This is a genomic window from Rothia nasisuis, assembly GCF_928381405.1.
GTDB classification, from domain to species: domain Bacteria; phylum Actinomycetota; class Actinomycetes; order Actinomycetales; family Micrococcaceae; genus Rothia; species Rothia nasisuis.
This window is the reverse complement of the sequence record NZ_CAKMSB010000011.1, coordinates 56,739-79,627: the sequence shown is the minus strand read 5'-3', so window position 1 is coordinate 79,627 and position 22,889 is coordinate 56,739. Positions and strand designations below refer to the sequence as shown.

The 22,889-nt window shown below is 58.4% G+C and carries 18 protein-coding genes and 4 tRNA genes; 15 read left to right on the top strand and 7 right to left on the bottom strand.

Annotation, left to right across the window (positions count from 1 at the left end; all coding sequences use genetic code 11):
* Positions 1 to 45: 45 nt before the first annotated feature.
* The 3 genes from L6966_RS09490 (at position 46) to L6966_RS09480 (ending at position 2,566) form a co-directional block, all read left to right on the top strand.
* Positions 46 to 819 carry an ABC transporter substrate-binding protein gene (locus L6966_RS09490; protein WP_083090797.1) on the top strand — a complete coding sequence of 258 codons (774 nt, stop codon included), beginning with the start codon at positions 46 to 48 and terminating at the stop codon, positions 817 to 819.
* 145 nt (positions 820 to 964) lie between these two features.
* A complete protein-coding gene (locus tag L6966_RS09485) occupies positions 965 to 1,759 on the top strand; it encodes an amino acid ABC transporter permease (protein ID WP_083090798.1) in 795 nt (264 codons plus the stop codon).
* Positions 1,760 to 1,789: 30 nt separating this feature from the next.
* Positions 1,790 to 2,566 (top strand): amino acid ABC transporter ATP-binding protein, encoded by a 777-nt coding sequence (locus L6966_RS09480; RefSeq protein WP_083090799.1) that lies wholly within the window; start codon positions 1,790 to 1,792, stop codon positions 2,564 to 2,566.
* Positions 2,567 to 2,622: 56 nt separating this feature from the next.
* Here L6966_RS09480 and rarD read toward each other — a convergent pair whose 3' ends face one another.
* Together rarD and L6966_RS09470 are read right to left on the bottom strand one after the other, a co-directional pair.
* A complete protein-coding gene (rarD, locus tag L6966_RS09475; protein ID WP_083090800.1) occupies positions 2,623 to 3,549 on the bottom strand; it encodes an EamA family transporter RarD in 927 nt (308 codons plus the stop codon).
* A 158-nt stretch (positions 3,550 to 3,707) separates the two neighbouring features.
* Positions 3,708 to 5,057, bottom strand: a complete 1,350-nt coding sequence (locus L6966_RS09470; RefSeq protein WP_237224728.1) for a DUF6882 domain-containing protein — start codon at positions 5,055 to 5,057, stop codon at positions 3,708 to 3,710.
* Positions 5,058 to 5,438: 381 nt separating this feature from the next.
* Between L6966_RS09470 and L6966_RS09465 the strand changes: the two genes are divergently transcribed.
* Together L6966_RS09465 and L6966_RS09460 are read left to right on the top strand one after the other, a co-directional pair.
* Entirely contained in the window at positions 5,439 to 6,743 is a 1,305-nt protein-coding gene (locus tag L6966_RS09465) for an SseB family protein (RefSeq protein ID WP_083090802.1), read from the top strand.
* 28 nt (positions 6,744 to 6,771) lie between these two features.
* Positions 6,772 to 9,210: an MMPL family transporter gene (locus L6966_RS09460; RefSeq protein ID WP_083090803.1), complete on the top strand. Its 2,439-nt coding sequence runs from the start codon at positions 6,772 to 6,774 to the stop codon at positions 9,208 to 9,210.
* A 213-nt stretch (positions 9,211 to 9,423) separates the two neighbouring features.
* On the opposite strand, the gene L6966_RS09455 is transcribed toward L6966_RS09460, so the two are convergent.
* Entirely contained in the window at positions 9,424 to 10,926 is a 1,503-nt protein-coding gene (locus L6966_RS09455) for a catalase (protein WP_083090804.1), read from the bottom strand.
* Positions 10,927 to 11,012: 86 nt separating this feature from the next.
* On the bottom strand, positions 11,013 to 11,555 hold the full coding sequence (locus L6966_RS09450) for a Fur family transcriptional regulator (RefSeq protein WP_083090805.1): 543 nt from the start codon (positions 11,553 to 11,555) through the stop codon (positions 11,013 to 11,015).
* 930 nt (positions 11,556 to 12,485) lie between these two features.
* Here L6966_RS09450 and L6966_RS09445 point away from each other — a divergent pair.
* On the top strand, positions 12,486 to 14,465 hold the full coding sequence (locus tag L6966_RS09445) for an RNA polymerase sigma factor (protein ID WP_237224729.1): 1,980 nt from the start codon (positions 12,486 to 12,488) through the stop codon (positions 14,463 to 14,465).
* Between the two features lie 134 nt (positions 14,466 to 14,599).
* A complete protein-coding gene (gene htpX, locus L6966_RS09440; RefSeq protein WP_083090809.1) occupies positions 14,600 to 15,493 on the top strand; it encodes a zinc metalloprotease HtpX in 894 nt (297 codons plus the stop codon).
* Between the two features lie 125 nt (positions 15,494 to 15,618).
* On the opposite strand, the gene L6966_RS09435 is transcribed toward htpX, so the two are convergent.
* Positions 15,619 to 16,110 (bottom strand): YajQ family cyclic di-GMP-binding protein, encoded by a 492-nt coding sequence (locus tag L6966_RS09435; RefSeq protein ID WP_237224730.1) that lies wholly within the window; start codon positions 16,108 to 16,110, stop codon positions 15,619 to 15,621.
* A gap of 198 nt (positions 16,111 to 16,308) precedes the next feature.
* Between L6966_RS09435 and L6966_RS09430 the strand changes: the two genes are divergently transcribed.
* The 3 genes from L6966_RS09430 to trxA all read left to right on the top strand — a co-directional run bounded on the left by L6966_RS09430 (position 16,309) and on the right by trxA (position 17,416).
* A complete protein-coding gene (locus tag L6966_RS09430) occupies positions 16,309 to 16,716 on the top strand; it encodes a hypothetical protein (RefSeq protein WP_083090811.1) in 408 nt (135 codons plus the stop codon).
* A 119-nt stretch (positions 16,717 to 16,835) separates the two neighbouring features.
* Positions 16,836 to 16,917: transfer RNA gene (locus L6966_RS09425), tRNA-Tyr, on the top strand.
* Between the two features lie 118 nt (positions 16,918 to 17,035).
* Positions 17,036 to 17,416 (top strand): thioredoxin, encoded by a 381-nt coding sequence (trxA, locus tag L6966_RS09420; protein ID WP_083090861.1) that lies wholly within the window; start codon positions 17,036 to 17,038, stop codon positions 17,414 to 17,416.
* 57 nt (positions 17,417 to 17,473) lie between these two features.
* Here the strand turns inward: trxA and L6966_RS09415 are convergent, their stop codons facing one another.
* Together L6966_RS09415 and L6966_RS09410 are read right to left on the bottom strand one after the other, a co-directional pair.
* On the bottom strand, positions 17,474 to 17,986 hold the full coding sequence (locus tag L6966_RS09415; RefSeq protein WP_237224731.1) for a DNA glycosylase family protein: 513 nt from the start codon (positions 17,984 to 17,986) through the stop codon (positions 17,474 to 17,476).
* A gap of 13 nt (positions 17,987 to 17,999) precedes the next feature.
* The gene (locus L6966_RS09410) at positions 18,000 to 18,485 is read right to left on the bottom strand and encodes a hypothetical protein (RefSeq protein ID WP_237224732.1); all 486 of its coding nucleotides are present in this window, start codon (positions 18,483 to 18,485) and stop codon (positions 18,000 to 18,002) included.
* 108 nt (positions 18,486 to 18,593) lie between these two features.
* Here L6966_RS09410 and L6966_RS09405 point away from each other — a divergent pair, with 108 nt between their 5' ends.
* The 5 genes from L6966_RS09405 (at position 18,594) to L6966_RS09385 (ending at position 22,751) form a co-directional block, all read left to right on the top strand.
* Positions 18,594 to 20,201 (top strand): DUF2079 domain-containing protein, encoded by a 1,608-nt coding sequence (locus L6966_RS09405; RefSeq protein ID WP_237224733.1) that lies wholly within the window; start codon positions 18,594 to 18,596, stop codon positions 20,199 to 20,201.
* A 358-nt stretch (positions 20,202 to 20,559) separates the two neighbouring features.
* Positions 20,560 to 22,425, top strand: a complete 1,866-nt coding sequence (locus L6966_RS09400; RefSeq protein WP_237224734.1) for a DEAD/DEAH box helicase — start codon at positions 20,560 to 20,562, stop codon at positions 22,423 to 22,425.
* A gap of 80 nt (positions 22,426 to 22,505) precedes the next feature.
* A tRNA-Thr gene (locus L6966_RS09395) sits at positions 22,506 to 22,577 on the top strand.
* A gap of 27 nt (positions 22,578 to 22,604) precedes the next feature.
* Positions 22,605 to 22,678 (top strand) — tRNA-Met (locus L6966_RS09390).
* A 1-nt stretch (position 22,679) separates the two neighbouring features.
* Positions 22,680 to 22,751: transfer RNA gene (locus L6966_RS09385), tRNA-Thr, on the top strand.
* The last annotated feature ends 138 nt before the right edge of the window (positions 22,752 to 22,889 follow it).

Here is a 22,889-nt window from a genome sequence, read left to right as displayed (position 1 = left end):
AGCTCAAAGCATTCACAGCCCACCACACTCGATAGAGGTAAACACATGAAGAAGGCCGCCCCCCTCGCTCTTACCGCAGTAGCACTGATGCTCAGCGCCTGTAGTTCCTCAGACACCGGTGCCACCACTGAATCCGGTATCGCCCTGGTTGCAGAAGGAAAGCTCACCGTGTGCACCAACCCGCCCTACGCTCCTTTTGAATACGAAGAAAACGGTGAGATTGTAGGGCTGGATGCAGACATCGCCTCGGCCATCGCTTCAGACCTCGGAGTTGAAGCCACTATGTTCACCACCAGCTTCGAGGGTATCCAGTCGGGTGTGGCCCTTTCCTCCAAGCAGTGCGACATCGCGCTTTCCGGTATTACCGTCACTGACGAGCGCAAGACCGTCATGAACTTTACCGAGCCTTACGTTGACGATGATCTTGCCATTCTCGTCCCAGAGAATTCATCTATCAGCTCTGAGGCCGACCTATCCGGCGCCAAAATTGGCGTTCAGCAAGCGACCAGCGGAGAAAAGTACGCTCAGGAGGCCGGTGCCAACACCGTCCAGTACGAAGACAACGGCCTGCTCCTCCAGGCAGTACAGACCGGCCAGGTAGACGCTATCGTCGGAAACATCACGGTGCTCTCCGAAATGCTGAAGTCAGACAGTAGCCTCACGGTTGCACAGCAGATTGAAAGCGGCGAAAAGATTGCTGGTGCAGTCGCAACCGACAACACCGCCCTGCTCGACGCAGCTAACGAGACCCTCAAGAAGATGGAAGAGGACGGCCGCCTGGCAGACCTGCGCGAAAAGTACCTGGGCGTATCCCAGTAACCACGGACAACGGGTGTGTAGCATAAACCCAAGCTCACCAACGGGGGTAGGCTAGCGCAGGCGTAGCCTACCCCTCACCTGTATACCCCTCTTCTACGCCGATACGAGCCCGGGCAACCGGGGAAACAAAAGGAAAAGACCACCCATGGCACTGTCTACCCGGCAGAAACAAACCTACGCCCGCTACGCCCAATACGCCCTGCTGGCAATCGTCGCACTTGTCGTCATTCTTGTCGCTGACTGGGGAACCCTGCGCGATAAGGCCTTCAACCCCGAGATTATCGCCCAGCAGTTCCCCAACATCATCACGGTTGCCCTCAAGAACACCCTGATTTACACGGCTCTAGGCTTTGCGCTGGGTCTTACCGGAGGTGTGGTTCTCGCGCTGATGAAGATTTCTTCGGTGGCCCCCTACCGCTGGCTAGCCTCACTCTACATCGAGCTCTTCCGCGGCCTACCCGCTCTGCTGGTCTTTATCGCCTTTGGCTACGGCATTCCCCTGGCCTTTGGCCTGCGCCTGAATAATTACGTTACCGTCATGCTGGCCCTGGGTATGGTTTCGGCCGCCTACATCGGTGAGGTGCTGCGTGCCGGTCTGGAAGCTGTGCCCAAGGGCCAGTACGAGGCTGCTCGTTCGCTGGGTATGAGCCACACCCGCGCCATGGTCACCGTCATTATCCCTCAGGCCTTCCGCATCGTCCTGCCCCCGCTCACCAACGAGATTATCCTGCTCACCAAGGACTCTTCCCTGGTCTACCTACTCGGTATGTCTGTAGCCCAGTACGAACTAACCAAGTTCGGCCGTGAAGGCATCTCGGGTTCCGGCGCGGGCCTGACCCCGCTCGTCCTGGCAGGCGCCTGCTACCTGATTATCACCGTCCCGCTGGGCTTCCTCGCCCGCCACTTCGAAAAGCGCGCCAAGGCCCGCTCCCGCAAGTAAAGCACCCACCTACCCCAGGAAGAACCAGCCATGACTCTTCAAACCGCACCCGCGTCCGTCACCATCACCAACCTGCATAAGTCCTACGGCGACGTCGAAGTGCTCAAGGGCATCGACATGTCGGTAGCCCCCGGTGAAGTCGTTTGCCTCATTGGCCCCTCCGGCTCGGGCAAGTCCACCCTGCTGCGCTGCGTCAACCTGCTCGAAACCCCTAACTCGGGCACCATCGAAGTTGCGGGCCACGCCGTGACCGACCCCGACGTAGACGTTGACGCCATGCGCCGCACTGTGGGTATGGTCTTTCAGCAGTTCAATCTCTTCCCGCACCTTACCGTGCTCGATAACTGCACTGTTGCCCAGGTTAAAGTGCTCAAACGTTCCAAGAGTGAAGCCGAGAAAATCGCCCTAGCCAACCTCGAAAAAGTGGGCCTGGCCGATAAGGCTGAGCGCCACCCCGACCAGCTCTCCGGCGGCCAGCAGCAGCGCGTTGCTATTGCCCGTGCCCTGTCCATGAACCCGGCTCTCATGCTCTTTGACGAGCCCACCAGTGCCCTGGATCCCGAAACCGTGGGCGACGTACTCTCGATTATGCGCCAGCTGGCGGCCGAAGGTATGACCATGCTTGTAGTGACCCACGAAATGGCTTTCGCCCGAGACGTGGCCGACCGCGTGGTCTTTATGGACGGCGGTGTTGTGGTCGAAGAGGGCCCCGCGCAGCAGGTGATTGGCAGTCCGCAACACGAACGTACACAGCTCTTTCTCTCCCGGGTGCTTAACCCGACCGCTCAACAGAACACAGCCCACTAGAACCTTGGCGGCGGTATTCAGGGGACCTGCGCCCCATGCGGGCTCTTGGGGCGCGTCTACCGTTGGCCGATAGCAAGTCGTTTGTTGGCATGGTTTTGTCGCAGGGAATCTACGATAAAGAAGAGAGCAGCGACCCAGATGAGCGCGAAACCGGCCCAGCGGCCCGCCGTTAGATGCTCTCCGACTAACAGAGCCACCACGAATTGTAGGCTTGGGCCGATGTACTGAATAATGCCGATGAGAGAGAGCGGGGCGCGAGACGCGGCTCCGGCAAAAAGCAGGAGGGGTATCGCGGTTAGCACGCCAGATAGCGCCAAAACCGTGAAATGGCCCGGCCCTTCAGTTAGCAGGGTGAGCTGGCCACGGTGGAAATAATAGGCGAGTAGCGCCAGGGCAAACGGTGTTAGAACCAGAGTTTCAAGGGTGAGCGAAACTACCGCGGGGATTCCGCCCACCCGTTTTTTCACCAGACCGTAGAGACCAAACGAAAAAGCCAAACCCAGGCCCAGCCAGGGCACCTGGCCATAGAAGACCACCATGACCAGCACCGCCAGCGCCGCCACCGCAATACCTATCCACTGCAAGCGGCGTAGCCGCTCACCTAAAAAGAGCACCCCAAGGGCAACAGACACAATGGGGTTGATATAGTAGCCCAGCGAGGACTCCATAACATTGCCTGTGGTTGTGGCGACCACAAACAAAAGCCAGTTCACAAAGATAAGCGCGCTAGCTAGGGCCATGAGCCCCAGGGTACGAACGGACGATAGCGCCCGCCGGGCCGCCACGACTTGCCCCGTCAGGGGGATGAGAAACAGGCAAAAAATGAGCGAAAAGACTACTCTGCTAGCTACTACCTCCAGCGGGCTTGCGGGCGCGGTCAGCATGAAGTAGAGCGGAAAGAACCCCCAGATGGTGTAGCAGCCTGCCGCGAAAAAGGCACCTGTGGCCGTTTCATTCCTGGGTAGGACCCTGGGTGCAGGCACAGGAGTTTACCTCAGCTTTCTTATGAACGAGCACGTGTCTACCAGCTTACACCTGAATCTGTTCAACCTCTCCGCCCCTGTTAGCTAGCTGAGAGGCACAGAAAAGTGGCCACCTGCCCAAACGCAGGTGGCCACAGTAGGCTCAGACGGTGTAAGACTTACAGGCCAAAGAAGCGGCTAAAGAAGCCCTTCTTTTCCTCTGAGGGTTTGGGTTTGGTCTCAGCCTCAAGGTCGGGTGCCTGGCCCGCCACACGAATGTCAGTGGAAGGAGGCTCGTGCCCCTCAACCTGCTCGTAGTCAGCGGGTGCCTCGTAGGCGGTGCCCTCACCCTGCTGATGGGCTGAAGTCTCTCGACCCTGACCGGCGGCTGGGCTATCTACGGCGGGTTCGTCTTCGCGCACAATGTTCTCGTCAGCAATGGCGCTCGTGGTGACTCGGCCGGGGCGGGCATCACCGGCTGGTTCGCGGTCGAAGGGTCGATCGGCATGCGGATAGACACGGTCGGTGGTGACGGTACCCTCAATCTCTTCTTCGTATGCCTGCTCAGCTAGAACAGGTGCATCCTTCTCACGTTCAGCGACAGCGTCAGCTTCGTGGGTCTCAGCGGCGGCCTGCTTTGCGGCTACAGCATCTGCTTCTGCAACTCGGGCGGCCTCAGCGTTCGCCTCTTGCTCACGTGATGCTTCTTCAGCGGCACGGCGGGCGGCTTCTTCTCGAGCAACCGTCTGAGCAGTAGCCTCCTGAGCAGCCAGAGTCTCGATACCTTCGCGCTCGGATGCCAGCTGTTCACGCTGGTCACGCGCGAAGGTAGCAAGGCGGGCCAGCTCATCAGCACCTGCCTGAGGCTCTGCGGCTTCGATACCAGAGATCTTGCCGTTGTCGAACCAGAGGCGCAGGGCGCCGTCCGAGGCAGTGATAATAGCAGTGGCCTCGGTATCCCAGGCAATGTGGGCTCCACGTAGTTTAGCGTAGGAGTCAACGGCACGCAGATGGTTAACGGCTGTGCCGGTTTGCAGAGCCTGGGCCATGACCTGGCCCATACGGTTGACAGTGGGGTCTCCCAGCTCAAGCTCAGAGCCCTCAACCAGAATCCACGCGCGCACACCCGCACCGGCGGTGACGGGGTAGTGGGCGTAGATGCCGGTGAGGGTTTTAGCTGCCAGGGTCAGTTTGCGGGCCAGACCCGAATCCAGGGGGAGCTCATCGGTGGTGAGCTCAGAAATAGAATGCTGCGCTCCGCTTTCACGCGCCTGAATGGCCGCCGAAACAACGCGGTCGGGGAAATGACCAAGTTCCTGCCACGACCAAATCCAAGAACCGCGGTTCTCAGACTCGGTGCCCAGCAGGTAGGGAGTGAGGCTTACGGGAGCATCAGACTGAAGGGTGAATGACGGTGCAGAGAAATCCACCGTCCATTCTGCGCCGCCTGAAATTTCGGCAAGGCGAGCCTGGTACTCGGTGGAGATGAAAATTGAATCATCGATCAGATCCTGCAGTGTTTTAGTCATAGTCTCAAGGCTAGCAACTCTTGTGCCGCTCACGCACCTTTTTGTCTCTGTTTTGAGGTTTATTGAGGGTTATTTATAAGTAGTCAGGTGAGAGGGCCGAGCTATCGTCCGGTCTTCCTGTAGACCCGGTTTCGCCCACGCGCAATCGGATTAGTTGGCAAAGGGACTTTGAATAAGCCCCTATAAGCATGAAAAAAATCCCGCGTTTTAACCCTTTGCGCTAGACAGGCGCGTGCGGGGCGTATCACAGTGTAGACACGGTGCCTACCGGTGCTCCGCGCCTTTTATTTTCTTGCTTTAATAGTGAGAACTACACCCCTTAAACCGGTTGCTTAACATACCCGGTTTAAGGTTTACTCGCATCGTATTTAGAGGATTAGTATGTCGCATTCTTCGCCCCGTTATACCGAGATTGAACGCCCAGCTAGGGTACAGGAAGCGCTCAACACCATTGGTAGCTGGATGCTAGGTTCAGTATCGGTTGAGCCCGGCTGGAATGAGCTGGTGCTCGATATTAAACCCCTATCGGATACTATTTTTGTGCGCATTACGGAGTCACGTGACGACCAGGACTACGTAGGGACGGTTGGCCCGGTTAAGTCTGACAGTCCCGTTTTGGCAGCGATTGAGCAGTTGCAACACGCCTCCTTTGTTGAGGGGGAGGGCACCTGGTTCACAGCCTCTGTAGTCATTACGGCAACGGGCTGGCCCACCCCCTCCTACCAGATCGGTGCCTCTTACGATCGAGCCCATGAACCGGTGGACTGGAACGGGGAAGGCCGCCTCAGTGCGCGCGATATTCGCACGCATTTTGAGACCTTCCCGCGCGATGAGCAGTTCATCCCAGAGTGGGCTTCGGTGCGGCTGGCTGGGCGCCGCGGTGCCGGTTTTGATCAGCAGGTGGGGGAGGGACTGCCGGTAGGTTCCGTCAACCGTTTCTTAACCGAGGCTCTCAACGGCTTTGCCGCTGCGCCCAGCGAGCAGGCCTTGGCCAACGTGGTACGCACCGCCCAGGGCGGTAATCTGATTATGGATATCAGCCAGAGCACCGTGGGGCCCGAGGGAAAGACCGTGCGGAACTACCAGGTGCTCCGCCTGCAGAACGGTATGCGAGCTCTGACCGCCTACTCGTCGGTTGACTATGCCGAGAACTACTCCCAGACCGTCCTCTCACGGGGTAACCCTGATCTGGTTGTTGAACACGCTATGAAGGTTTTCTTACAGGTGGCCCACGATTCGAGCATCGATGTGCTGGTTCTCGACCCCGGGAGTGAGCACGAATGTTTTGTTGAGAAGGCCCAGGTCCAGTGGGTCATCGGCTCACCTCACAACATGCCAGCCCAGCGTGCCCTGGTTGAAGAGAACATGCACAATCTACTGGTAGCTCTTACCGCTCCAGCTTCTACGCTCCTGCTGGGAGTGCGAGCCGGTGATACGGCAGGCCGCCCCGTCATGATCAAGAAAGATGACGAAAGCGGCGAGAACCTGGCCCTGGTCTTCACCTCTGTTGCAGAGGTGGCTGCTCTTGACCCAACCCTTGAAGTGCGTAGCGCCCCGGCCCTGGACGTCCTAAAACTCCTCGCCGCAGGTGAGAGCCCCGCTGTACGTATCAACGCTCTGGCCCCCCACGCCACTATGCCCATGGACCAGGTACGCCAGCTGCTTTCAGTCATAGAATCACAGTAACAGCACGACTCACTCCAGGAGTTCCCCCATGACCGGTGCCCTGCGTGCTCTCGGCCTGACTGCGGCTCGCTATGCTCGCGTGACCGTTATTCTCTGGTTGATCCTGCTGGCGTTTGCCGGGGTGGGTGCCCTCACTCTAGCCCGCGGAGCGACTGCCAGCTATACCGTGCCCGGAGCCTCCTATGAGTCCGTCCGCGAGAACCTGCACGCTCGGATTCCCACCAGCGGTATCTCTAACGGGTATGTGGTCCTGGAATCTGAAGGTGGGTTCACCGACGCGCAGAAGCAGGCCGTGGAACAGGCGGTGAACGCAACGAGTGCCGTACCCCAGGTAGCTAGCGTGATTAATCCTTTTGTCGCCGCGGACGCCACAGCCCAGGCTACCGAGCAACTTGAGCAAGCCAAGGCCCAGCTCGCCACAGCAAAAGCCAACATCGAAAGCGGCCAGGCCCAGGTAGATGCGGCTCGAGCAGCCCTACCCGAAGGGCTGAGCTCCGAACAAATTGCCACCATAGCACCAGAACTTGCCGCCCAAGAGGCAGCGCTGGAGCAGAGCCGGGCCGACGCGCGCAGTAGGCAAGAGATGGTAGATGCCGCTGATCGCGAGCACAAGGCAGCTGCTAACGCAAGTCTGGTCAGCTCATCAGGTACGGCTGCTATCGTTAGCATCGCCTTTAACGAAGACACTAGCGGCCTGCCGACCCCGGTGCGTGAAAGCATCTTCTCCACCTTTAATCAGCTCAAACAGAGCGGCATCACCGTTAACTACAGCTATGAACTTGCCCAGGACGTCAGCCAGATTTTCGGTGCCTCAGAGGTCATCGGGTTGGCCGTAGCCTTCCTGGTGCTACTGGTCACCCTGGGAGCCGTGGTGGTAGCCGGCCTGCCCCTAATTCTCGCTCTGACGGGGGCAGGTGTGGCCGTAGGCCTGCTGTACACCTCCACAGCCTTGGTCGGTATGACCGCCACGGACCCCGCCTTTGCCCTGATGCTGGGGCTGGGGGTGGGCATAGACTACGCCCTGCTCATTCTGCACCGCTACCGGGAAGAGCTGAGACAGGGGGCAGGCCTTCGTGAGGCGCTCGCTACCGCCAACTCCACTGCGGGCCGCTCCGTATTCTTCGCGGGCGCAATCAACATTATCGCCCTCTCCGCCCTGACCCTGACCGGCCTGCCCTTTCTAGCCATCATGGGCTTGGCGGGCGCCTTTGCTGTTGCGCTGGTCGTGCTCTCCTCGCTTACTCTGGTACCTGCCGTACTTTACCTTCTGGGAACCCGCGTCCTGACCCGAACCCAACGCGAAGAACGCGCTACCCGGCAAGAAACCAGCCCCTCCGAAACCCAGGTGCCCCGCAACCGCCGAGAAGCCCTCGCTGAAACTGAAGAGATTCACAGGGGCTGGGGTGGCTTCGTCGCCGCCCACCCCTTCCTCATGACTTTCGTGCCCCTTGCTGTGCTGGTGCTGGCTATTATCCCCACCACCTCCCTGCGTCTAGGCCTACCCGATGGCTCCTACCAGCCACATGACTCTACCGCCTACCAGGCCTATCAGACTGTCTCCCAGGAATTCGGTGAGGGAGTCAACAGCCCCATTATTGCCAGCGTCACCCTGTCAGTGCCACACGATGAGGCCCGCCTGCGTGCGGTCAGCCTCGACGTAGCAGACCGTCTCAAAAACAACAGGATTGAATCGGTTGCTATTGTTGCCACCAGCCAAGATAAGTCAACCGCCGTGCTCGCGTTCTTTCCCACCGAAGGGTCCTCAGCGGAGAGCACCCTCGATACCGTGCAGTCTATGCTGGGCGCACTGGACTCCACCGAAAAAGCCACGGCTACCACCATCGGCCTGGCCGGAGCAGCGGTAGCCAACCGTGAGATCTCCGAGCGGCTCTCAGATTCCATCCCGATTTATCTGGCCGTAGTGATTCTGCTTTGCCTGGTGCTGATGGCCCTTGCCTTTCGTTCACTCATTGCGCCGATTATGGCAACAATCGGCTTTCTGCTCTCAACCTTGGCAGCTTTTGGAGCTGTGGTCGCGGTCTACCAGTGGGGCTGGCTGGGCGACCTCTTTGGCGTGACCCAGCCCGGGCCCATTCTGGCCTTCCTGCCCATCTTGCTCATTGGCATCCTCTTAGGTCTTTCCGTTGACTACCAAATCTTTATCGTCTCGGGTATGCGCGATGCCTACCGGGCAGGCCATTCCGCCGAGGACTCCGTGCTCCTTGGCTACAGGCAGGGTAGTGCCGTGGTTACCGCCTGCGGCCTCATCATGATTGCGGTATTCGCGGGCTTTATCTTCTCGCATCTCGCAACTGTACGCCCCATCGGCTTCGCTCTAGCCCTAGGGGTGGCGATAGACGCCTTTCTGATTCGCGCCACCTTCATCCCTGCCACCATGTATCTATTGGGCGACGCTGCCTGGTGGTGGCCCTTCGGGCAGAAGAAGGACGACGAAGAATCCCCCTGACACATCGTTGTGTGGTGCCGAGGCGGGCCCCGGTCATCTTGTCGCAGGCCGACGCCCTGCCCTCCTCGCTGACCTACGAGTTTCCTGGTAACAGCTCGCCAGCTGACAGTTCAAAGCCGGGCTCACAGCAGGTAAAGCAGAGCCCCCACCCTCCCGGGAGCTAGTTCATTCACCAGGGGAGAGCAGGGGCTGGAAGCGGTAACCAGTTAAGACTTAGGTAGTCTGAGGAGTGGGCTCGTTGTTCTTCTCACTGTTCTGCTTGTAGGCTTCGCGGACGCGGGCACCCAGCTCTTCGTGCACTGAATCCCAGTACTTGAAGGCACGCTCACGAATCTCGTCAGAGACAACAGCACCAACGTGACCGGCAATGTTCTCTACCAGGCGGGCCTGAGCGGCGTCGTCCATCACCTCGGCGTAGAGGGTGCGGGCCTGACCGAAGTCGTCGTCCTCAGCGTGCAGGGAGGCGGCGGCACGAACTAGCGCGCCATCTGCTTCCCAGGAACCTTCACCGGCCCGTTCGGGGTCAGCGTGAGGCCCGCCGAAGCTGTTGGGGGCGTACACGGGGGTCTCTGGGCTGTTGAAGGTATAGCGCATAGCGCCTTCCTTGCTGTAGCTGTTGACCTCTGCGTTCTTTGCGTAGTTGACGGGCAAATCAGCAAAGTTAGTGCCAATACGGTAGCGATGGGCATCGGGGTAGGAGAAGATGCGGCCCAGCAGCATCTTATCTGGGGAGGCTGCAATGCCGGGAACAAAAGCTGAAGGGGAGAAGGCAGCCTGCTCAATCTGAGCAAAGAAGTTCTCGGGGTTCTTGTTTAGGGTCATCTTACCCACCTTAATCAGGGGGTAATCGGCATGGGGCCAAACCTTGGTCAGGTCAAAGGGGTTGAAGCGGTAGGTCTTGGCGTCCTCATAGGGCATGACCTGAACGTAGAGAGTCCATGAGGGGAATTCGCCGCGCTCAATAGCCTCATAGAGATCCTGACGGTGGTAGTCAGCGTTCTCACCGGCGATACGCTCAGCGTCTGCCCCGGTCAAGAAGTCGTTACCCTGGTCAGTCTTGAAGTGGTACTTGACCCAGAAACGTTCTCCTTCAGCGTTAATCCACTGGTAGGTGTGTGAGCCAAAGCCGTCCATGTGGCGCAGGGTGGCGGGAATGCCACGGTCACCCATCAGCCAGGTGACCTGGTGGGCTGATTCGGTGCGCAGGCTCCAGAAATCCCACTGCATGTCGTTGTTGCGCAGGCCGTTGCCGGGGAGTCGCTTCTGAGAGTGAATGAAGTCGGGGAACTTGATGGCGTCGCGGATGAAGAAGATGGGGGTGTTGTTGCCGACCAGGTCGTAGTTACCTTCGGTGGTGTAGAACTTGATAGCAAAACCGCGGGGGTCACGCCAGGTATCAGGGGAGCCTTGCTCACCAGCCACGGTGGAGAAACGGATTAGCATATCGGTAGAGACGCCGGGCTGGAAAAGGGCCGCGCGGGTGTACTGCGAGACGTCCTCGGTTGTCTCGAAAACACCAAAGGCACCGGTGCCCTTAGCGTGGACCACACGTTCGGGAACGCGCTCGCGGTTGAACTGAGCAAGCTTCTCAACGGTGTAGGCATCGTGCAGAACGATGGGGCCGTCATTACCTACGGTCAGGGAGTCGTTGTCTGAGGCAACGGGGGCACCCTGGGCGGTGGTGGTAAATGAACCGGGCTTAATCGGGTTGTTCATTTTTTCTACTTTCCTATCGGGGTTGGTATCTGCGAGCTTTGGGGTGGGTTGGCGGGGCTTGCAGATGGTGGATGGCGCCTGCCTTGTTAGAGAGCCTGTGCAGCCTTCTGCTGGGCAAGCGCCACGTTCTGTTCATCGGCGGTTTGGCAGTCGGCGCAGATGCCTCGGTAAAGAACATCGGCACTGAGTAGGGCCATGCCGTGAAAATCATTGGGTGTCAGGCAGGGGGCTGACCCAATAGCGCAATCCACATCTTCAACCTTGCCGCAGCGGATGCAGTAGGCATGGTGATGGTTGTCGCCGGTGCGGGTCTCGAAGAGCCCTGCTGACCCGGGGGGCTCAAACTTGCGGAGCATGTTGATGTCGGTGAGATCGGCGAGTACGACGTAGACCGACTGGACCGTGATCCCCGGTAGCTCTTCGCGGACGGCATTCACAATGGTGTCCGCGGGGGAGTGGGGGTTGCGGTGCACTGCGGCCAGCACAGCCAGGCGTTGCCTGGTGACGCGTCTGCCCTTGGAGCGGAGCTGGGCTGACCAAGCTTCGGTGTGGGCACTAGCCGGTGTAGAAGCTGTGCCAGGTATGTGCTGGCATCTTTCGCCACCGTGGGTGCTCCTTGTTGACATCATGTCACTATACTAGCCTTATTTTGAATCTTTCACAATAAGGTGAAGCTGAGGTAAATGTGAGGTATAGCTGGTGCAAAGGGAAAAGGGGCTATTGAAAGAGGGGTGATCCCTTGCGGTGAGCGGTGGGCCTCACACCCTCTCCCCAGGGGGTACCCCTCGATATAATAGTTTTGAACAAAACTTTTTTTGAAGAAAATATACTAGTCAAAGTGGATTTTTCTGCTGAAATATGGATTTTTTCAAAAAATTTTTCTGTTTCCGCGTCATAAAACCGCTCCGCCCGACTCTTTATCTATGACAGCGCAAAACTGTCATGGAGGAGCGTGTGGCCCATGATGGCCCGCACGCAACCACCGCACTCCACCCCTGCCGTGGGAAGCAGGGGTGATACAAAGGGAAACCGGTGCCCACCAGTCGTGGGGATTGGGTGAGCACCACGGCACCTGACGCTGGGACTAGGGGAAAAATCCCGGAGCTCAGGGGCCAGACACTGTGATGTGTTGACGGTGCAGAGTCGTCGCTGGGATACGAGGCGGCTCTGCACCCCCTCATATCACCGGGCGCAGGGCCGTTCGCGGGCTCTGCGCAGACCCATACCGCATAATTTCATCGAACTTCAGACAGCCACTCGCGTGGCACGCTGAATGTGCCAACGCAGTTCGTGGGTGGTGGCACAACCGAGCGGCCACACTCATCGGCACTGGCTCCTGAGGAAGGAGTCGGAGTGCTGTAATTGAGCAGGCTGCTTTATATGGGCCCGCCCTACACACGAATGAGCCCCGAGGCTACAGCCGGTAGCTTCGGGGTTCTTTTGCGCCCTGATGGGGAGGTGCTGAGGAAATATTCGCTTGACCCCTCCCATCTCGCTAAACTAAGAAGGTACGCTCCTGCCCATTCCCAGCGGCGGATTGCCTCGACACAGGGATTCTCATGCAACCTCATAACACCGCTCAGACTGCACCCAGTGGCCCGACCGACGAATTGTTGTTGTCGGACGTGCGGGAAGGCAAGCTTGACTCGTTCGGCGTCCTGTATGAACGTTATGTATCGATGGCGCGCGCCGTGGCCTACAAACACACCACAAATGCGACACTCTCAGAAGATATCGTTTCTGAAGCCTTTGTGCGTGTGCTTCAAGCCCTCAAGAACGGTAAAGGCCCCCGTAGCTTTATGGGTGGTTATCTAACCACCACCATCTCCCACCTGGCAGCCGAAAATGGCCTCATCGCCCAGCGCGAGATTCCCAGTGAAGAAGAACACCTCGAATCAATGGGGTCGCTCGACGAAATGGTGCTCAACCTCCACGAGTCCGATGAGCTCATTTCTGCTTTCACTGCCCTGCCGGAACGCTGGCAGACCGTTCTGTGGATGACCGAGGTTGAGAACAAGAAGCCGCGCGAGGTCGCCCAGACCATGAACCTTTCAGCCAATGCGGTCTCTGCCCTGGCAACTCGCGCCCGCGAGAGCCTGCGTGAGGGTTTTTTGAGGGCCCATCAGAACGCCCCTAGAACCACAGAGTGCGCGCAGTACACTCCATATCTAAGTTCGATGGTGCGTGGTTCGCTAACCAAGAAACGCAGTGAAGCGCTTCGAACGCATCTTTCTGTATGCTCCTACTGCACTGCTGAGTACTTGACCCTGGCCGGTATCAACAAGTCAATGCGTGTGTGGGTGTTCCCCGTGCTCGCAGGCCTCACCCCCGTCATAACCGACGGTGCTAAGGTGCTCCTTCCATTCTTGGCTGGCGGGGTAACTGCCGGTAGCGTCGCTGGTGGGGCGGGTGCTCAGGGGGGTGGCATTTTTTCTGGTGGCCTGGTCGGAACGCGCGGGCCCTCCAATGGCCAGGCTTTGGTGGGTGCGGCTGCTGTAATCACAGCCATCGGTGCCGTGGCTGGTGGCCTGGCGCTGGTTAATAATACGTACTCTGACTCGCCGATTATAAGCGCTGACTCACAGCTGCAACAGCCTAAGCCACAGCCCAATGAACAGGCTACAGGGGTAGTAGATGCTCTGGTTAACCAGCCCCAAAGTGTTGCCTCGGGTATGCCGGTTGAATCGTTGAGATCTGCCTTTGCTTCCGACGGGGCGCCGGCCAGACAGAAGTCGGGGCCTGGTGCCGGTAACCCGACGGATACCGAGGCCACGGAGTCTCAGCCGAATCGTCAGGGGCGAACCGGTGATGTAGCCGGTATCTTTGCGCTGGCTGCTCCTGAGCCAGGTGCCTTGGATGAGAGCGGTGGGGCCGGCACGTTACAGCTCCCGGACGGGGGGCTGGCACCGTCGTATGATTCTGCTTCTCCATCTCCCGCACCGGATCAGGAGCAGGCAGAGCTTCCCACTGCTCCCGCCTACCCCGTGGAATCTGAGGAAGAGGTTGATCCGGGCGGGGCCATCCAGCCAACGACTCCCGTGACCCCGGTGGAACCGGCTAACCCCGATCAACCAGCCACCCCCGTAACTCCGGTCGAGCCGGTCAACCCTGACACACCGGTTGAACCGGTCAACCCCGATACACCGGACGAACCAGACACCCCAGTTGAACCGGTAACCCCCGACACACCGGACGAACCAGACACCCCCGTGACCCCTGTTGAACCGGTGACTCCGGTTGAACCGATAATCCCCGACACCCCGGAGGAAGATATTCCCGCAGATCCTGCTCAGCCTGCTGATCCGCTTGCCTGGGTAGGAACTGAGGAGTACTTCCGTTGGTTTGAGACGGTGCCCTGGGACGTTGTTGGCCAGCCCATAGAGGGAAACAAGGCGTGCACCATCACCTATATGGAGCAGGGTACTCCAGCGACCTTTAGTACCTATATCCCAGAGATGATTCTTGATTCGCCCTACGCAGTGTACGTGTTAGAGAGCTTTTTTGAGATTCCTGATATTCAGCAGGTAACCTGCCTCTAGCTTCACCTCAGCCCGCCTGCCGATGGGCGGGCTGAGTCTTACCAGCCCTGAGTGAACCGGCGCCAGAATCATAGCGCTTACCGAGGGTGAGCGGCTAACCTGGGTACACCAGCTAAGACGTTGAAAGGGTAACGGTGCATCAACACAATAACGGGCTCAAGACGGCCTTACTACTCGGGTTGATGGTTGGCTTTCTACTGCTCATTGGTGCAGGGTTTGCCTACTTCACTCGCAGTTCAATTTTTATTCTGCTCTTTGGTTTACTGGGTGTAGGAATGGTTGCCTACACCTACTGGAACTCAGATAAGCTCGCAATTCGATCTATGAATGCTTACCCGGTAACCCGCGAGCAGATTCCAGGCCTCTACGCTATTGTTGAGGAGCTTTCTGCCAAGGCGAACCAGCCTATGCCTAAGCTTTATGTGGCGCCAACTATGACCCCTAACGCATTCGCCACTGGGCGTAACCCGCAGAACGCCGCTGTGTGCTGCACTGAGGGAATTTTGCAGCTTCTTGATGAGCGCGAGATGCGCGGTGTGATTGGGCACGAGCTGATGCACGTGTATAACCGCGATATTTTAACGGGATCCATTGCCGCAGCGATCGCATCGGTCATTGGCACCATTGCCCAGTTCGCTACTTTCGGTGCCATGTTCGGCGGTAACCGCGATGCCAACCGTGGAGGTGGCCTACTCTTTACGCTTGCCATTGCTTTGCTGGCACCGTTAGCCTCGGGAGTTATGCAGATGGCTATCAGCCGAACCCGAGAATACGACGCGGACGAGGACGGTGCCACCCTCACCGGTGATCCGCTGGCACTGGCCTCGGCTTTGCACAAGCTCGAAAACGGAGTGTCCCGCTACCCCTTGAACCCTGAAAATCGGCAGACCGCTGGGGTTGCGTCCATGATGATTGCTCATCCTTTCAGGGGCGGTGGGTCTATCAAGAACCTGATGGCTACTCATCCACCCATGGCTGACCGCATCGCCCGCCTTGAGAACATGGCAAGACAGAACGGTCAGCTCTAGCGCAACATCACGGCGGCAGCCAGTTAACCGTACAACTACACGAGTTTAACGCTCGGGCGCCCCTCCCTTTCACGGTGAGGGGCGCCCGAGTAGCCTTGTGTGGGCGGCTGTGTTTGGTGGCTGGGCTAGCGGTAGTTTACAAACTGCAAATCAACCTCAAGGTCAGCGCCCTTGAGCAGGGCGATGACGTCCTGTAGGTCGTCGCGGGACTTGGAGGTGACGCGAAGCTCGTCACCCTGGATAGTGGCCTTGACGCTCTTGGGGCCCTCCTCGCGAATCAATTTTGAGATTTTCTTTGCCTGGTCCTGGGCGATGCCCTCCTTGATAGAGGCCTCAATGCGGTACTCTTTGCCAGAAGCGTAAGGGGTGCCAGAATCTAGTGATTTCAGTGAGATGCCTCGCTTGACCAACTTGGACTGGAATACATCAAGCACAGCTAGGGCACGCTCTTCTGAGTTGGCCTTGATGAGGATTTTCTCACCTGAGAAGTCGATGTCGGCCCCTACACCCCGGAAGTCGTAGCGTTGGGCTACTTCTTTCTGAGCCTGGTTGAGGGCGTTAGAAACTTCTTGCTTATCTACCTTTGAAACAACATCAAACGATGAATCGCTTGCCATGGGGTACACCTCTTTGCTGAAGAAACTGGGTTTAGTATGTCTGCCTTCACCGGGCGGCGTCGGGCTGTTCCCTACCACCGTACCTTAGTTTTGCAGAAGGAGTGAGGGGCGTGAGGGTGGGGCGGTGAAACTCTTATTGTTATAAAACTGTGACTGCATTCTCAGCTAAAGTTCACTTTGACTTGAAAGGATGAGGGCATGGCTGAAAAGAAAACAGCTGCCCACGCTGCAGCCGGAATACAGCCCGGCTCAGGAACCACTCCGGCAGCGACACAGGTAGATGCTGTAGAACATCAGATAATGCAACGAGAGTACGAGGCGCTACTCGCTGATTTGACCCGCGAAGACTTTACTTTCGAGTCAGACCCCGTAGTGAGGGAGCCGGCTCAGGAGCTTGATGTGACCTTCGCAGAATCTCTGGGCTCCACCCTGTACATAGAAGAGGTGAAGGCCCGTTTCGACGGCGTGAAAGAGAACCTGGCCCGCGAGATTCGTAGCGGCATGTGTACCGTTGACCAGGCATACGCCTACCTTGAAAATCTTGAAATTTCCCTCCTTTTAGAGCAGGAGCAGATATACGTCAAAAACCAGACGGTCACGGTCTAAGACGTGGCCTTAGCAACAAACCCGGCTTTCAACTTGGCAGACCCTGGGCGCTCGTGTAAAGTGTTCTACTGTTCACTTTGAAGCACTCTCTTATAAGACCGCTTCAAAGAATCAGACACGGCAGATTACCCGAGCGGCCAAAGGGGGCTGACTGTAAATCAGCTGGCATTGCCTACGGGGGTTCAAATCCCTCATCTGCCACCCTAATAAAATCCCGCCTCAGACGAGGCGGGATTTTTGCTACCACCTCGCTTCATTATGAGAGAAACCGGCCACAGTCTTTAGACAAGCACCCCTCGCAAGGGGTAGCGTGTTCACCATGGCAACCATAGAAATTACCCAGGAAAACCTGACTCAGAACGTCGAATCCTCAGACATTCTCTTCCTCGACTTCTGGGCTGACTGGTGCGGCCCCTGTAAGCAGTTCGGCCCCATCTTTGAAGCAGCTTCAGAGAAGCACACCGACATTACTTTCGGCAAGGTAGACACTGAGGACCAGCAGCAACTGGCCGCCGCCGCAGGCATCACCTCAATCCCGACCATCATGGGTTTCCGCGAGGGCGTCCTCGTTTTCTCTCAGCCCGGCGCGCTCAACGCACAGCAGTTCGATCAGATTATCGACGCTGTGAAGGATCTTGATATGGCTGAAGTCCACAAGCAGGTCGCTGAGGCAGAAACCGCCCAGACAGAGCAGGCTTAGCGCCCTACCTTACTGTTCTAAACGGCCCTCCCCGAGAATTTTGGGGAGGGCAACTTTCTACATAGTGCGTATATCGTGTGGGGCGTAGCGCGGTGCACGCCGGGGTTCGCCCAGTCTCGCAGCCTTGATGAGCGCGATAACCCGCTGCCGGTGCCCGGAATAGGGCGTAAGTAACTTGACCATGCGGGCATCGTCCCCCGAGGTTCCATCGAAAACATAGGTGACCTGGCGGGCTAAATGAAAATCTCCTACCGAAATAGCGTCAGGGTGCCCGCAGTAGCGTTGGAGAGTTTCAGCTATAGTCCACGGGCCTATACCGGGTATCGAATTCAGAGCGAGAGCCAGCTCTCCCACCGAATGAACAGCTGCAAAGCGTTCACATGAGTCAGCTCGCCGGGCATAGGTCACCATGGTTGTAGCACGGGAGCGGTCGTAGCCTGCCCGGTGGTAAGCCCAGTCTGGAATCTCCGCGAAGAGCCGGGGTGGCGGGAAAATGGTGAGACCTGACGGCTGGTCAGGGGCTCCCGTGGCAGGAGCAGGCGTGCCGTACTGCCGCAGAAGAGAGCGCATCCCTCCCATAGCCTCAAGGCCGGTCACCCTCTGCTCTGTGATAGCAAGGAATAGGTTCTGTGAAAGCAACCCGATAGAGGGTAGCCGTAACCCGGGTGCTTCGGCACGGGCCCGGCGTAGACGCGCTGGTAGCTGCCCCCCAGGCGACTGAGGTAGTGAAAGGTGACCAGTGGTCGTACTCACCGACCCAGCCGGGTAGGCGGGCGGCAAAGGCTTCGAGCGCGGACGCAGGCGAGGGGCTCCCCGCAGGGGCGTCAGGCTGCTGCCGGGCAGCCCACAGCGTGACCTTAATCGGAGCTCGCAAGTCAGGGCCGGGCGCCCTGGCGAAGCGGGCGACGATGCCGACCCCCTGCTCGCGTGCTGTTGCCCAGAAGGTACGACCGCTGGGTGTGGGAACAGAGCGAAAGAGCGGATCATAGGTGCCCCGTCCCAACGCCGCGAAGCTCTGGTCCAGGTGCACCCGGTGGGTAGGCTCAAAGGTCAGAGAGACGCGCAACATGCTCTCTATCGTCTCATACACGGGCCTGGGCGGCGGCAGGCCAGCTTCACTGTCTATACTCGTACAGGAAGAAATTATCTTCTACCCCAGCTAACGAAGAGACCCTACATGAGCACACTAGATATGCCCGCCGTCAGCCAGCGTAGCTGGGCCCGGGCGCAGGCAGTTACCCTTGCCCTAGCTGTGTTTGCGCTCTATTCTGTGTTCTCTTGGTTGCAATGGCACCACTATGTGACGCCCTCCTGGGACCTGGGTATCTTCGGGCAGCTGGCTAAGGCCTACGCGCAGGGGCAGGCCCCCATCGTGCCCATTAAAGGTGAGGGGTTTAACCTGCTGGGTGACCACTTTCACCCGGTCACAGTACTGCTCACTCCTTTCTACTGGCTCTGGCCTTCCCCGGCCACGCTACTCTACGTGCAGAACGGGCTAGTAGCACTCTCTGTCTACCTGCTGGTGCGCTTTGCCCAACGTCTACTGGCGCCGGTGGCGGCCTTGGCCATGGGGGCTGCTTATGCCCTGAGCTTTGGGGTTCAGCAGGCCGTTGCAGTGCAATTTCATGAGGTGGCATTTGCGCTGCCCCTGCTCGTCATGAGCCTAGGGTACCTGACGCTGACTCGCGTCAGCGCCACCCCCGCCCCGCTACTGCGCCGGGCCGTTTACTGGGGTGCGCCGTTGGTGTTTGTTAAAGAGGACGTAGGCATCACGGTCTTTGCGCTGGGCCTGGTAGTGCTCTGGCGTAGCGGCTGGCTAACTACCGGAGCTGATACGCTCTTTCCTTCTGCAACCACCCGCCCCGGCCCCTTCTCTGCCCGCCTGCGCGCTACCTGGCGCTCCTGGGAATCTACCCCGGCTGTTGCTGAGGCGACGCTCCTGTCTATCTGGGGCGCGGCCTGGTCACTGCTGGCCATTGCCGTGATTCTGCCCTTCTTCAACACCGGGGGAGTCTTCGACTACTCAGATAAGCTCGACGTTGGGGCCGCACTGGGTGACCCACTGGGTGCCCTCGCCCAGCTTTTCTACCCCTGGCAGAAGAGCGCCACTCTGGGCCTCTTGCTGCTCACCGGCGTCCTTATCTGGGTTGCCAGCCCGCTGGCCCTGGTCGCCGTGCCCACGCTCCTGTGGCGTTTCCTCTCCCCGCAAGAAGGCTACTGGGAGCCTACCTGGCACTACAACCTTATTCTTATGCCGATTATTTTTGCTGCCCTGCTTGACGTGCTTGCCCGGGCCCGTCATGGGCAGAGCGCCGGTCATCACGCCCGTGAGTACGGCAAAACAGGCCGCAGGGTTGCTGCTATTCGAAAGCTGAACCGCCGCTGGTTTACCACTTTAGTGCCGGCCGTGGCCCTGCTCCTTGCCCTAGGGGTGTTACCCAACCAGCCGCTAGCCCAGCTAGCTAACCCGGCCTTTGCCACCACCGAGCTTTCTGCCACCGACCGCATGAAAGAACAGGCGATTGACGCTATCCCCGACGGCTCTACGGTGGCCGCCGATCTTTCTATACTCACCTATTTGGTACCTGCCCACACCGTCTACTGGATTGGGCACTCCGGGGATCCTGGCCCCGACTACGTGGTCATCGATAAGGCTGGCTCCGCCTGGGGCGGAAATCCACCTGCCAGTGCCGTAGACTATGCCACAGGCCGATTCGGTACCGCCGCCTACACCCACTATCGCGCCATCGGCTCCATCGATATAGCCGTGCGCCTTGAACAGTAAGCTCACGCTGAGCGGCGCTACTGTACCCTCCATCACCTCAGCACCCTAAGTCGCCTCAAGTAGGGTAGAGTGAGCAGGGTAAGAATCGGGAGCCCCCGAAACTAGACTCTTAAGCGCCCAGGCCCACTACGGCGACCATCGCAAGGGCTACGCGCGTTCAACGTAAACTCAGGCTAAGCACCTCGTTGAACCGAAGACTAGAGAATCTGATGTGTAATCAGCTCGCCCAAGCGCGCACCCTCCCATAGCCGAGCGCCCACGAACCGAAGACCTCTTTGCATGAGGCCCCTCGCGAGCATTCCACGGGGACACCCCGTCACCACCTTCATGAACCGAAGGTATATTGACACCCCACTCGATGAGGAAAACATTGACTGAAAATACTGCTGTAAACGCAGACACGACAACAGAGGCTATCTTTCAAGAACCTCTTGTAGAAACCCCCGCAGAAAAAACTGCGGAAACCACCGAAGACAACGAGCTACGCTTTACAGACCTAGGTCTGGACGCCCGCGTGCTGGCAGCCCTGGAAAAGGTAGGCTACGAGAAGCCCTCACCCATCCAGGCACAGACCATCCCGCTCTTGCTCGATGGCCGTGACGTCGTCGGTCTGGCACAGACCGGTACCGGTAAGACAGCCGCTTTTGCGCTACCTGCGCTCTCGACCATGGCTGAACTGGCCGACGTCAACGGTGTCTCCAAAGACACCCAGGTGCTCGTGCTGGCTCCCACCCGTGAGCTGGCACTACAGGTCGCAGAAGCTTTCTCGTCCTACGCCACCGACATGCCCGGCTTCACCGTGCTACCCGTCTATGGTGGCTCCCCCTACGGGCCCCAGCTAGCTGGGCTCAAGCGCGGCGCTCAGGTTGTTGTTGGCACCCCCGGTCGCGTGATTGACCATCTTAAGAAGGGGTCACTGGACCTTTCTAACCTGCAATATCTGGTGCTCGATGAAGCCGACGAGATGCTACGCATGGGCTTCGCCGAAGACGTTGAAGAGATTCTCTCTGACACCCCCGATACCAAGCAGGTCGCCCTTTTCTCGGCCACCATGCCCAAGACCATCCGCAAGATTGCAGAGCAGTACCTGAACGACCCCGTTGAGGTGCGAGTCAAGTCTAAGACCACCACCAGCGCCAATATTCGCCAGCGGTACATGCAAGTTATGCATTCCCACAAGCTCGAAGCGATGACCCGCGTGCTCGAGGTTGAGAACTATGACGGCGTCATCGCCTTCGTCCGCACCAAGAAGGAAACCGAGGAAGTTGCCGATAAGCTCAAGGCCCGGGGCTACCAAGCCGCCGCTATTAACGGTGATATTCCCCAGAACCAGCGTGAGCGCACCGTTGAGGCCCTGCGCGATGGCCGCATCGATATTCTGGTTGCTACCGATGTTGCCGCCCGCGGCCTGGATGTTGAACGCATCTCCTTGGTCGTCAACTTTGATATTCCCCACGACACCGAATCCTACGTGCACCGCATCGGCCGTACCGGTCGTGCAGGCCGCGACGGTGAGGCCATTCTGTTCATGACCCCCCGCGAGAAGTACATGCTCCGCCAGATTGAGAAGGCCACGCGCCAGTCGGTCCAGCAGATGCATATGCCCACCGTTGAGGATGTAAATGCGACCCGCAAGCAGAAGTTTGCCCAACAGATTACCGACACTAGGGAAACCGAAGATCTCAGCTTCTTCCGCGAGCTGATCGACGCATACTCGCTTGAACATGATGTTGAGGGCGAGGAGATTGCGGCAGCGCTGGCCGTCATCGCCCAGCAGGGCCGCCCCTTCCTGGCTGAAGAAATGCCCGAGCCCAAGCGCAAGGCCCGTGACCGCGACCGCGAGTTTGACCGCGACGCGAAGCCACGTGGCGGGCGCCGCCACGATAATGAAGGCATGGTCGACTACAAGCTCAACGTAGGCCGCTCATCCCACGTCTCACCTGCGGCTATTGTGGGTGCACTCACCAACGAGGGAGGTATTAAGGGTAGGCAGGTAGGCTCTATCGATATTCGCCAGCACTTTACCATTGTGGCCCTGCCTGAGCACGAGCTGCCCGGCGATTTCTTTGACCGTCTGCGTGATACCCAGGTAGCTGGCGAGTTCATCAATATCAAACGGGACCGGGGGCCCAAGGGTGGCGGCAAAAAGAAATTTGACCGTGACGATCGTGGCTTCGGTAAGAAGGATTTTGGAGGCAAGAAAAAAGGGTGGAAGAAGTTCTAAATCCTGTGCCTCAGAACACCAGAAAAAGCAGGTCCTAAATTTGCGCGCATTGTTCTGCGTATCGTAGAGTAGTATCTGTTGCCCCGATAGCTCAGTGGTAGAGCGCCATCTTGGTAAGATGGAGGTCCCGGGATCGATTCCCGGTCGGGGCTCTGGTATGAGCTCTGTTGTTCATACATGGCGGTGTAGCTCAGCTGGTTAGAGCGCACGACTCATAATCGTGAGGTCGACGGATCGAGCCCGTCCACCGCTACGCCCCGATAGCTCAGTGGTAGAGCGCCATCTTGGTAAGATGGAGGTCCCGGGATCGATTCCCGGTCGGGGCTCAGATAGCCTGTCAAGTATCAAGCTTGGCAGGTTTTTTGTTTGCCTATAACCCTAATAAACCAGGACGAGGAGTGAACGGGGGGTGTAGGCAGAAAAGTGTGTCCCATCCCGCGCCATCTTCTGGCGAGCGTGCGTGA